Genomic DNA, 11,773 nt, shown 5'->3' with positions numbered 1-11,773 from the left:
GGCGGAGCCCCCTGGGGGTGCACCCAGCGGGCCCCGTACGCTGTCCCCGTGGTGGAACCAATCCGCATCCCGGATGCGAAGGTCGCCCTCTCGACGGCCTCCGTCTACCCGGAGTCGACGGCGACGGCCTTCGAGATAGCCGCGCGCCTCGGCTACGACGGCGTCGAGGTCATGGTCTGGACGGACCCCGTCAGCCAGGACATCGAGGCACTGCGCCGCCTCAGCGACTACCACCAGATCCCCGTCCTCGCCGTACACGCGCCCTGCCTGCTGATCACGCAGCGCGTGTGGTCCACCGACCCCTGGGTCAAGCTCCAGCGGGCCAGGGCCGCCGCCGAGAAGCTGGACGCGTCGACGGTCGTCGTGCACCCGCCGTTCCGGTGGCAGCGCAATTACGCGCGCGACTTCGTCGAGGGCATCTGGCGCATGGCCGACGAGACGGACGTGCGGTTCGCCGTGGAGAACATGTATCCCTGGCGCTACCGCGACCGCGAGATGCTCGCGTACGCCCCCGACTGGGACGTCACCCAGGACGACTACCGCCACTTCACGATCGACCTGTCGCACACCGCGACCTCCCGCGTCGACGCGCTTCGGATGGCCGACCGCATGGGCGACCGGCTCGGCCACGTCCACCTCGCCGACGGCAAGGGCTCCGCGAAGGACGAGCACCTGGTGCCGGGGCGCGGCACCCAGCCCTGCGCCGAACTGCTCGAACGTCTCGCCGCGACCGGGTTCGACGGCCATGTCGTCGTCGAGGTCAACACCCGCCGCGCGATGTCCAGCGCCGAGCGGGAGGCCGACCTGGCCGAGGCGCTGGCGTTCACGCGGCTGCACCTGGCGTCGGCGGTGAAGGTGCCGCGCTCGTGACCGGCCAAGCACCGGACCAGGCCCCCGCCCCCCGCCGCCGGGGACGCCCCTCCCGTACGCAGTCGGAGCAGGGCCCCGCCATGCGCGAGGTGATCCTGGAGGCGGCCCGCGCCCAGTTCTCCGAGCGCGGGTACGAGAAGGCGTCCGTGCGGTCCATCGCCAAGGCGGCGGGCGTGGACTCGGCGCTCGTGCACCACTACTTCGGTACGAAGGAACAGGTCTTCGCGGCCGCCATCGAGGTGGCCTTCGCGCCCGCGTTCCAGGCGCCCGGCGCGGTGGAGGACGGGCCGCCCGAGGAGCTGGGGGAGCGGCTGACCCGCTTCATCCTCGGCGTCTGGGACAACCCGGAGACCCGTGCGCCGCTCCTGGCGATCGTGCGCTCCGCGGTCAGCAACGAGACGGCGGCCGCGGTCTTCCGCGACCTCGTCGCCGGTCAGGTGCTCGCCCGTATCGCCCGCGGCCTCGACCTGCCGGATGCCGAGCTGCGTGCCGAGCTGGCGGCGGCGCAGCTGGTCGGCACGGCGATGCTGCGGTACGTGATCAAGGTCGAGCCTCTTGCCTCGGTGGACCTGGAGCAGATCGTGGCTCGCGTGGCGCCCGTCGTGCAGGGGCATCTCACCGCTGACCAGTGACGTACCGGAGTGAGACGCCCGTCCCGGCATCCGGACACCCTGTCCGGATCTTGGATCCCCGGCGTACGCTCGACCTAAGTCACACATGAGTCACACACGCCCGGAACATGCCCCGCAGCATGACCCTTGAGGAGCGAGCGACGATGCCCGAGCTGAGGTCCCGCACAGTCACCCACGGACGCAACATGGCGGGCGCGCGCGCCCTTATGCGGGCCTCCGGGGTACCGGGCGCGGACATCGGCCGGAAGCCGATCATCGCCGTCGCCAACTCCTTCACCGAGTTCGTGCCGGGCCACACGCACCTGGCGCCCGTCGGCCGGATCGTGAGCGAGGCCGTCCGGGAGGCGGGCGGCATCCCGCGCGAGTTCAACACGATCGCCGTGGACGACGGCATCGCGATGGGCCACGGCGGCATGCTCTACTCACTGCCCTCCCGCGACCTGATCGCGGACTCCGTGGAGTACATGGTGGAGGCGCACTGCGCGGACGCGCTGATCTGCATCTCCAACTGCGACAAGATCACGCCCGGCATGCTGATGGCGGCCCTGCGCCTGAACATCCCGACGGTCTTCGTCTCCGGCGGCCCCATGGAGGCGGGCAAGACCACGCTCGTCAACGGCACGGTCCGCAAGCTCGACCTGATCGACGCGATGGTCGACGCGTCGAACGAGAACGTCTCGGACGAGGACGTCCTGCGCATCGAGGAGAACGCCTGCCCGACCTGCGGCTCCTGTTCCGGCATGTTCACGGCCAACTCGATGAACTGCCTGACGGAGGCCATCGGCCTCTCGCTGCCGGGCAACGGGTCGGTCCTCGCCACGCACACGGCCCGCAAGGCCCTGTACGAGCGCGCGGGCGCCACGGTCGTCGAGCTGACCAAGCGGTACTACTCCACCGACGCTTCCGACGACTCCGTCCTGCCGCGCAACATCGCCACCCACGCCGCCTTCGAGAACGCCATGGCCCTGGACATCGCCATGGGCGGCTCGACGAACACGATCCTGCACCTGCTCGCCGCGGCCCAGGAGGCCGGTGCCGGGTACGACCTGAACGACATCGACGCCGTCTCGCGCCGCGTCCCGTGCCTGGCGAAGGTCGCCCCCAACGTCGCGCCGACCACGACGTACTACATGGAGGACGTGCACCGCGCGGGCGGCATCCCCGCGATCCTCGGCGAGCTGTACCGCGGCGGGCTCCTCAACGAGGACGTGCACACCGTCCACTCCCCGTCCATCAAGGAGTGGCTGGACGCCTGGGACATCCGCAGCGGCTCCGCGTCCGACGAGGCCGTCGAGCTGTGGCACGCGGCCCCCGGCTGCCGCCGCTCCGCCGAGGCGTTCTCGCAGTCCGAGCGCTGGGACACCCTGGACACGGACGCGGCGAACGGCTGCATCCGCGACGTCGCGCACGCCTACTCCAAGGACGGCGGGCTCGGTGTCCTCAAGGGCAACCTGGCGGTCGACGGGTGCGTCGTGAAGACGGCCGGTGTCGACGAGTCGATCTGGACCTTCGAGGGCCCGGCGGTCGTCTGCGAATCGCAGGAAGAGGCCGTCGAGAAGATCCTCAACAAGCAGGTCGTCGAGGGCGACGTCGTCGTCATCCGCTACGAGGGCCCCAAGGGCGGCCCCGGCATGCAGGAGATGCTCTATCCCACGTCCTTCCTGAAGGGCCGCGGCCTCGGCAAGGCGTGCGCGCTCGTCACCGACGGCCGCTTCTCCGGCGGCACCTCGGGCCTGTCCATTGGCCACGCGTCCCCGGAGGCCGCGTCCGGCGGCACCATCGCCCTCGTCGAGGACGGCGACCGCATCCGCATCGACATCCCGAACCGCTCGATCGAGCTGCTCGTGGACGACACCGAGCTGGACCGCCGCCGCGAGGCCCTGGGCGGCGTGTACGCCCCCAAGTCCCGCGAGCGCAAGGTCTCGCAGGCACTGCGGGCGTACGCGGCGATGGCGACCAGCGCGGACAAGGGCGCGGTGCGGGACGTGTCGAAGCTGGGCTGACACAGCCGTACAGCAGGTGAGACTGTCCTGATTTGTCCTGCAACTGGCTTGATGCGCGGGCGCGTCTAGGGTGTGGAGTACATGCCATGGGCGGCCCGCGCCGCCCGTTTCACGGGGGAACGAGGTAGCAGGATGAGCAGCGAGGAACTGACGGTTGCCGCTGGGACGGACGAGGCCGAGGCGGCCGGCGGGGCGGAGATGACCGTCGAGGCCGCCGCGGCCCGGACCTACGCCGTCGTCGCGGACGTCAACGTCCGCTCCGGACCCGGCACTTCGTACGGCAAGGTCGGCCGGCTGCGGGCGGGCAGCCGCGTCTCCATCGCCTGCCAGCGGCCCGGCGAGACGGTGACGGGGCCGACGGGCACGTCGAAGATATGGGACCGGATCGGCAGCGGCCGGTATGTGTCGGACACGTATGTGAAGACGGGGAGCAACGGGTACGTGGCGCCGCGCTGCTGACCTCCGGGCGCGACGGGGCGCCCACGAAGCCGCCGATCTCCGGCTCGTCTCACCCGGACTTCGGCGGCTTCGCCGTGTCGAAGGCGTACAGCAGGTTGCCCGCGCCGGACACGATCGCCGCGCGCCCCGCGAACGTCACGCGCGGCGTCGGGCGGAGGTCGGAGCCGCCGTTGACCTTCGGGTCGGTCGACCACAGGCGCTCGCCGTCGCGCGGCGCGAGCGCGGCGACCCGGCCGCCGGCCGAGCCGAAGTACAGCGCCCCCGGCCCCGCGCTCGGCCCGGACGCGCCCTCCACACCCGTGTGCTCGGCCCACCGGAGCCTGCCGGAGGCGGCGTCGACGGCGCTGACCCGGCCGCTCTGCTCGGTGAAGTACACCGTGCCGTCGACGAGCCGCGGCGCTCCGCCGTACGCCCGGGGCAGCCGGGTCGTCGTCGCCTTGCCGCGCCCCGCGTCGAGGCGGACCACCGCGTCGTACTCGACGACTCCGATCTCGCCCACCCGCTGCCGCGCGAGCACGAGCCGTCCGCCGTCGGCCCCCAGCGGCTCCACCGGCCCGGCCACCCCGACGGGCCGCCCGAGTTCACCGGAGGCGAGACGGACGCCTCGCACCGTCACGCGCCGCACCTCCCCGGCCGTGACCTGCGCCTTCGGTGCGCACATCAGGTACGCCCGGCCGCCGGCGCCGAGCGGCGCGCACTGGTCGCCCGCGCGGAACGGGGACGTCCACAGGGTCCTGCCCGAGCGGGCGTCGCGGGCTTCGAGACGGGTGCCGTCGGCGTCGGCCGTCAGGACGGTGGAGCCGGTCACCACGGCGTCGGCGGCGCCGGGGCCCGCTACGGCCGTGGAATGGGCGCCGAACGGCGCGGACCACAGCTCCGTGCCGCGGGCGGCGTCCAGGCCGACGACCTCGTCCGGGCCCGCGGAGCCTTCGGCGGCGATGCGGTAGCCGATGACGGTGCGGGCGGGGTTCTCGGCGGAGCCGGGGTCCTTGGCGGAGCCGGGGCCCTGGTGGCCGTCGCGGCCGCCGGCGGTGGCCAGTCCCGCGAGGTACATGTCCTGGACCGGGACGCCCGGCCCGCCCCTCGTCCACAGCCGCTTGCCGTCCGCGACCCGGACCCGGGTCGCGATCACGCCGCCGCCCCCGCAGTACACCGAGTCGCCGCCCGGCAGACAGCGCACCTCGTCGGGGATCTTCGCCTTGCCCGCCGGCACGTCCTGCCGCCACGGCCGGAAGCCGCCCGGGAGCGCGGCCGCACCGGTCGCGGCCACGTTGCGGCCCTTGCCGTCGGGCCCGTCCGGGGTGCCCTCGGGGCCCGCGTCGAGCAGCGCGACTCCGGCGGCGACCACGCCGATGACGGCGACGGCGGCGAGAGCGGGGCGCCAGCGGCGGCGGGGGCCTCGGGGCCGAGGTTCGGGGGCCGCGGCGGCGGGGCCGGGCTCGCCGGACGTGTCGTCCCGCCCCAGCTGATGCTCGGTCACGACGTCACGCGTGCGCCCCCCGCCCGCGACGACCTCCAGCTCCGCCGGCAGATCCCGCAGCAGGACGAGGAGTTCGTCGACGGAGGGCCGGGCCGCCGGGTCCTTGGCCAGGCACGGCTCGACGGCCGCGCGCAGCGCCGGGGGCACGGAGTCGAGGGCGGGCGCCTCGTGCACGACCTGGTAGGCGGTCATGTAGGGGGAGTCCGCGTCGAAGGGCCCCTGCCCCGTCGCCGCGTACACCAGCAACGTACCGAGCGAGAAGACGTCCGAGGACGGCCCGACCCCGCGTGGCGTCTGCAGCTGCTCGGGCGACATGAAGGGCGGCGTACCGATGACCCGCCCCGTCATCGTCAGCGTCTGCTGATCGGCGGCGCGCGAGATGCCGAAGTCGATGACGCGCGGCCCCTCGTCCGAGAGCACCACGTTGGACGGCTTCAGGTCACGGTGGACGACGTCGGCGCGGTGGATGTCGCGCAGCGCCTCCGCGAGCCCGATGGCCAGCGAGCGCAGCTCGGCGCCGCCGATCGGCCCGCGCCCGGCGATGCGCTGCGCGAGGGTCGGGCCCTCTATGTACGTCGTGGCCATCCACGGGTGCAGACCCTCGGGGTCGGCGTCGACGACGGCGGCGGTGAACGCGCCGCTGACCCGGCGCGCGGCGGCGACCTCCTGCCGGAAGCGGGTGCGGAACTCGTCGTCGTTCGCGAACTGCTGGTGGATCAGCTTGATCGCGACCGGCCGCCCCGACGCCGTACGCCCCAGGAACACGGTGCCCATGCCGCCGGAGCCCAGGCGGGCCTCCAGCGGATAGCCGCCGATCTCCTCAGGGTCACCTGAGCGGAGCGACACTTTCGACCTCCCGTCCCGGGTGTCCCTCGTACATCTGTCTGCTTGCCCAAACTAGCGTGGGCTGGCCCCTGGGCCTTAGGCGGCTCGCCCCGGCTGGGGCTGCGCCCCTTTCCCCCCTCTTCGCCGCTTCGCGGCTCGTCCTCAAGCGCCGGACCCGCTTCGCGGCTCGTCCTCAAGCGCCGGACGGGCTTGGATGCTCCGGGCGGGCTTTTGGGCGTCGCGGGCGATAATCCGGGTGTGAGTGATGAATCGCGTACCGAGCAGACCCCTGGTACCCCCGCGGGACCGCAGCCCGAGCCCATCCGCTTCTTCGGCACTAGCTGGGTCGACCACACGGACCGTTACGGCCTGCGTCGTGTCGGCGTCGCGGTCGGCTCGCTCGGCGCGGCCGTCGCGGGCTGCCTGGTGCTGCGCTTCGCGTACCAGGGCCTGGAGATCGCGGACGTGGGCTCCTTCGTGAACATGCTGGTCGTGATCATGTTCGCGATCTGCAGCGCGATCGCGTTCCGGCGTACGTGGGAGGGGTTCGGCAAGCGCCACGACCCGCAGTCGGTGGCGTCGATGCGCAGCCTGATGATGATCGGCTTCATCGGCTCCCTGCTCGCGTACTTCTTCCGCTCCCTGAAGGAGGCCCCGGGCGAGAAGCTGCACCGGGAGGAGTACCGGACGGCGCGCGAGCAGTACGAGAAGCGGAACTCGCGACGGGCGGGCAACCCGTCGAAGCGCAAGCGCCGCAAGTAGCCCCTCGCTCGGGGGAGGCTTCCGGCCCACGGCCGGGGTCATCGCCAGGCCCGCCCCGGAGCGCGAGCATGACGGGACGGCCGACCACCCCAGCCGCTCGCCCGAATTCGCCCTCTCCTTCGACTCCGTAGCGGACCAGTAGGCCGCGGCATGGGCGCACAACTGCGCGCGACCCTGCCCGGCACCCCGCTCGTACGGGCCGTCCACGTCCCCTGGGACGCCGCCCAGGAGGCCCGCCTGAAGTCCCGGCTGCCGGGCTACCGCGCACTCGCCGTCCCCGGCCCACCGCCGCCTGCACTGGACGCGCCGGATCCCGCTGGACCTCCACCTGGCCCACCTGGGCAGCCGCTCGTACTTCGCGCGCCTGGGCCCGGACCGCGCCGCCCCCGTCCTCGCGGACGAGCGCGAGCACCTGCGCGCCCACTTCCCCGACGAGGTCGTGGAGGAGACGTACGCCTTGGACGTCACGGTCGTACGCAGCCCGCGTCACCCCGCCGCCCCCTTGACGCAGGCCCCACTGCCGGCCGCATAATCATCACATGATGAATATCGAGACCCCACCCCGGACCGAAGCGGGTCCGGCCGGGACCACCACCCCCGCGATCAGGGCCGAATCCCTCACGGTCGTACGAGGCCCCCGCACCGTCCTGCGCGGCCTCACGTTCGCCGTCCCCCGGGGCCAGATCACCGGGCTCCTGGGCCCCTCGGGCTGCGGCAAGTCCACGCTGATGCGCTCCGTGGTCGGCACCCAGGCCAAGGTCACCGGCACCTTGGAGGTGCTCGACCACCCGGCCGGCACCCCGGCCCTGCGCTCCCGCATCGGGTACGTGACGCAGAACCCGTCCGTCTACGACGACCTGACGGTCCGCCAGAACCTGGAGTACTTCGCCGCGGTCCTGGCCCCCGGCCGCGGCGCCGCGGCCGCCCGCCGCCACGAGGACGTCACCCGCGCCATCGCCGACGTCGACCTCACCGCCCACGCCGACGCCCTCGCGGGCAACCTCTCCGGCGGCCAGCGCAGCCGGGTCTCGCTCGCGGTGGCGCTCCTCGGCGCCCCCGAGCTCCTCGTGCTCGACGAGCCCACGGTCGGCCTCGATCCCGTGCTCCGCCGGGACCTGTGGAACCTCTTCCACACCATCGCCGCCGACCGCGGCACCACGATCCTGGTGTCGTCGCACGTCATGGACGAGGCGGAGCGCTGCCACCGGCTGCTCCTCATGCGCGAGGGCGAGATCCTCGCCGACGACACCCCCGACGCCCTGCGCGCCCGCACCGACTCCGAGACGGTCGAGGCCGCCTTCCTCCACCTGGTGGACGAGGCCAACGCCCGCTGACACCCACAAGCGGCCCCCAGCCACCTCACCCCCCCCAGCCACCTCACCCCTTGGAGCGAGCGAAATGAACCTCCACCGCACCCTCGCCACCGCAGCCCGGGTCCTGCGTCAGCTCCGCCACGACCCCCGTTCCATCGCGCTGATGCTCCTGGTCCCGTGCGTGATGCTGCTGCTCCTGCGCTACGTCTTCGACGGCAACCCCCGCACCTTCGACTCCATCGGCGCGTCCCTCCTCGGCATCTTCCCGCTGATCACGATGTTCCTGGTGACCTCCATCGCCACCCTCCGCGAGCGCACCTCCGGCACTCTGGAGCGTCTCCTCGCCATGCCCCTGGCCAAGGGCGACCTCATCGCGGGATACGCCCTCGCCTTCGGCGCCCTCGCCGTCGTCCAGTCGGTCCTCGCCACGGGCCTCGCCCTGTGGGCCCTGGGCCTGGACGTGACGGGCTCGGCCTGGCTGCTGCTCCTGGTCGCGCTCCTGGACGCCCTGCTCGGCACGGCACTCGGCCTGTTCGTCTCGGCCTTCGCCGCGTCCGAGTTCCAGGCGGTGCAGTTCATGCCGGCCGTGATCTTCCCGCAGCTCCTCCTCTGCGGCCTGTTCACGCCCCGCGACAAGATGCAGCCCGTCCTGGAGGCGATCTCCAACGTCCTCCCCATGTCGTACGCCGTCGACGGCATGAACGAAGTCCTGCGGCACCCCGACATCACCGGCGACTTCGTCCGCGACGCGGCGATCGTGGCGGCCTGCGCCGTCCTGGTCCTGGCCCTGGGCGCCGCCACCTTGCGCCGCCGCACCGCCTGACCCCGGCCGCGGACCGCGCGCCCGTCGCCCGATGCGAGGATGACCCCGAACGACGCACCCCCGGGAGGCCCGCGCCCATGAGCACGCCGAACAAGCCGAGCAAGTCGAGCACGCCGAACAAGCCCACCCAGAAGGTCGCCGTCCTCGGCACCGGAAAGATCGGCGAAGCGCTGCTCAGCGGCATGATCCGCAGCGGCTGGGCGCCCGCGGACCTGCTCGTCACCGCCCGCCGCCAGGAACGCGCCGAGGAACTCCGCACGCGCTACGGCGTGGAGGCACTCACCAACCCCGGGGCCGCGGAGCGCGCGGACACGCTCATCCTCGCCTGCAAGCCGCAGGACATGGCCGCGCTCCTCGCCGAGCTGGCGCCGCACGTCACCACCGACACGCTCGTCATCAGCGCCGCCGCGGGCATCACCACGGCCTTCATCGAGGAACGCCTCGCCGACACCACCCCCGTCATCCGCGTCATGCCGAACACGCCGGTCCTGGTGGACGAGGGCATGTCCGTCATCTCCGCGGGCAGCCACGCCACCGCGGCCGACCTGGCCCACGCGGAGGACATCTTCGGCGCCGTCGGCAAGACCCTCCGGGTCCCCGAGACCCAGCAGGACGCCTGCACGGCCCTGTCCGGCTCCGGACCGGCCTACTTCTACTTCCTCGTCGAAGCCATGACCGACGCGGGCATCCTCCTCGGCCTCCCGCGCGACAAGGCCCACGACCTCATCGTCCAGGCCGCGATCGGCGCCGCCGTCATGCTCCGCGACAGCGGCGAACACCCGGTCAAGCTCCGCGAGAACGTGACCTCCCCCGCCGGCACCACCATCAACGCCATCCGGGAACTCGAAAACCACGGCGTACGAGCGGCCCTGATCGCGGCCCTGGAAGCGGCCCGAGACCGAAGCCGAGAACTGGCGTCGGGCAACAACACGTGACCGAGGCTCCACGCCTCAGCCCGCCCGGGAGCTTTTCAGCCCGTCCGGCGTTTGAGGACGAGGCCGAAGGCCGATAGACGGAGGCATGTCCCACCCGCCCGGGACTCCCACCCCCGGGGGTCCGGGGGCGGAGCCCCCGGTTTCGGGAAGGGGCAGGGGCGGGACTGGGGAAAGCCCCGCAGGGCCACCCCACCCCCCACCCCCTACCCGGCGGCCGCCCCCGCAGGCAGCAGCCCCATAGCCCGATAGGCCGCATCGACGGTAGGCCGAGCCATCCCCCGAGCCCGCTCGGCCCCACTCCGCAACACGTCCCCCACATACGCGGAATCCGCGACGAGCGCCTGATGCCGCTCCCGCACAGGCCGCAGCAACTCCACCACCGCATCGGCGACGTCCTTCTTCAACGCCCCGTACGACGCGTACGCACCACTCAAGCCCTCCGGATCCCCGCCCTCACAAGCCGCGAGGATCTCCAGCAGATTCGAGACCCCCGGCCGGGCCGCACGGTCGTACCCGACCTCGCTCCCGCTGTCCGTCACGGCACGCATGATCTTCTTCCGGACGACATCCGGCTCGTCCAGCAGATAGATGATCCCGGCACCCGACTCATGGGACTTGCCCATTTTCGACGCCGGGTCCTGCAGATCCATGACCCGCGCGGCCACCTCGGGCCGCGTGGCCCGAGGCACCGCGAACGTGTGCCCGTACCGCTGGTTGAAGCGCACAGCCAGATCCCGCGTCAGCTCGACGTGCTGCGTCTGATCGTCCCCGACCGGCACCTCGCCGGCCCCGTACGCCAGGATGTCCGCCGCCATCAGCACGGGATACGTCAGCAGCGACAGCCGCACACTCCCGCCCCGCGCCTGCTCGACGGCCGACTTCTCCTTGTACTGGATCATCCGCCGCATCTCGCCGTCCGAGGCCACGCACTCGAGCAGATACGACAACCGCGCGTGCTCGTCCACATGACTCTGTACGAACACGGTGCACCGCTCGGGATCGAGCCCGGACGCGAGCAGCAGCGTCGCCGCCTGCCTGCTGAGCCTGCGCACCCGCCCGGGATCGTGCTCGACGGTCAGCGCGTGCAGGTCGACGACACAGAACAGCGCGTCGGCCCGGTGCTGATCGACGTCGGCCCACTGCCGGATGGCGCCCAGGTAGTTCCCGAGCGTCAGATGCCCGGTCGGCTTGACCCCACTGAAGATCCGCGTCATCTCTTCTCTCCCACTTCCGGAACGGGGCCGCCGACCCGGCGACCGGGTTCAGGACCTCCGGAGGGAGATACGCGAACGGCCGCCGAAGCGGCGGCCGTTGAGTGCATGCGTGAGCGCGGCCGCCGTCAGGCGGCCCACCACTGCTGGGTGCGCGCATGCGTAGTCATGGCCCCACCGTAGCGCGCCCCGCCCCGAAGTTGACACGCCCTGGACCGGAACGTAGTGTTCTCCGAGTTGCCCGACGTGAGCGCCAATCTCTGATCGGTCCCCGGGCGGCCATTCCGCAAGACCATTCAAACGATCGATGCACAGCCTCCTCGTTTCTCACGAGGGACTGCTGTCGGCTCGTTTTCGTGCGCTTTTGTGAAATGAGGAGTCCGCGTTCGAAGGAACGCCCCCGATTAGCTCGGGAGCCGAGATTCCGCTAAAGTCTCACTCGTCGGAACGGCCCAACAGC

The 11,773-nt window shown here is 72.2% G+C and carries 10 protein-coding genes; 8 read left to right on the top strand and 2 right to left on the bottom strand.

From position 1 onward, the window contains the following. Window positions 1-48 precede the first annotated feature (48 nt). From STRAU_RS23715 to STRAU_RS23700, 4 genes are all read left to right on the top strand, one after another. Complete coding sequence (locus tag STRAU_RS23715) at window positions 49-870, top strand: sugar phosphate isomerase/epimerase family protein (RefSeq protein WP_016642920.1); 822 nt, start codon at window positions 49-51, stop codon at window positions 868-870. Next, window positions 867-1,502: a TetR/AcrR family transcriptional regulator gene (locus tag STRAU_RS23710; RefSeq protein ID WP_037661457.1), complete on the top strand. Its 636-nt coding sequence runs from the start codon at window positions 867-869 to the stop codon at window positions 1,500-1,502. Before STRAU_RS23715 ends, STRAU_RS23710 begins: the two co-directional genes overlap by 4 nt. Before the next feature lie 143 nt (window positions 1,503-1,645). Beyond that, window positions 1,646-3,505 (top strand): dihydroxy-acid dehydratase, encoded by a 1,860-nt coding sequence (gene ilvD / locus STRAU_RS23705; protein WP_037661455.1) that lies wholly within the window; start codon window positions 1,646-1,648, stop codon window positions 3,503-3,505. A gap of 132 nt (window positions 3,506-3,637) precedes the next feature. After that, window positions 3,638-3,964 (top strand): SH3 domain-containing protein, encoded by a 327-nt coding sequence (locus STRAU_RS23700; protein ID WP_016642918.1) that lies wholly within the window; start codon window positions 3,638-3,640, stop codon window positions 3,962-3,964. Between the two features lie 49 nt (window positions 3,965-4,013). Here STRAU_RS23700 and STRAU_RS23695 read toward each other — a convergent pair whose 3' ends face one another. Further along, window positions 4,014-6,290: a serine/threonine-protein kinase gene (locus STRAU_RS23695; RefSeq protein WP_016642917.1), complete on the bottom strand. Its 2,277-nt coding sequence runs from the start codon at window positions 6,288-6,290 to the stop codon at window positions 4,014-4,016. Window positions 6,291-6,527: 237 nt separating this feature from the next. Between STRAU_RS23695 and STRAU_RS23690 the strand changes: the two genes are divergently transcribed. The 4 genes from STRAU_RS23690 (at window position 6,528) to proC (ending at window position 10,102) form a co-directional block, all read left to right on the top strand. Next, window positions 6,528-7,031: a hypothetical protein gene (locus STRAU_RS23690; protein WP_037661452.1), complete on the top strand. Its 504-nt coding sequence runs from the start codon at window positions 6,528-6,530 to the stop codon at window positions 7,029-7,031. A 539-nt stretch (window positions 7,032-7,570) separates the two neighbouring features. Next, the gene (locus STRAU_RS23685) at window positions 7,571-8,365 is read left to right on the top strand and encodes an ABC transporter ATP-binding protein (protein ID WP_016642915.1); all 795 of its coding nucleotides are present in this window, start codon (window positions 7,571-7,573) and stop codon (window positions 8,363-8,365) included. Window positions 8,366-8,429: 64 nt separating this feature from the next. Then, window positions 8,430-9,167: an ABC transporter permease gene (locus STRAU_RS23680; RefSeq protein WP_016642914.1), complete on the top strand. Its 738-nt coding sequence runs from the start codon at window positions 8,430-8,432 to the stop codon at window positions 9,165-9,167. Window positions 9,168-9,244: 77 nt separating this feature from the next. Beyond that, window positions 9,245-10,102 carry a pyrroline-5-carboxylate reductase gene (gene proC, locus STRAU_RS23675; RefSeq protein ID WP_016642913.1) on the top strand — a complete coding sequence of 286 codons (858 nt, stop codon included), beginning with the start codon at window positions 9,245-9,247 and terminating at the stop codon, window positions 10,100-10,102. A gap of 203 nt (window positions 10,103-10,305) precedes the next feature. Here the strand turns inward: proC and trpS are convergent, their stop codons facing one another. Next, complete coding sequence (gene trpS / locus STRAU_RS23670) at window positions 10,306-11,316, bottom strand: tryptophan--tRNA ligase (protein ID WP_016642912.1); 1,011 nt, start codon at window positions 11,314-11,316, stop codon at window positions 10,306-10,308. Window positions 11,317-11,773: the final 457 nt, after the last annotated feature.

The organism is Streptomyces aurantiacus JA 4570 (assembly GCF_000414115.1).
Taxonomy (GTDB): Bacteria; Actinomycetota; Actinomycetes; order Streptomycetales; family Streptomycetaceae; genus Streptomyces; species Streptomyces aurantiacus_A.
The sequence above is the reverse complement of the archived record's forward strand: the minus strand, read 5'-3'. Positions and strand labels throughout refer to the sequence as shown.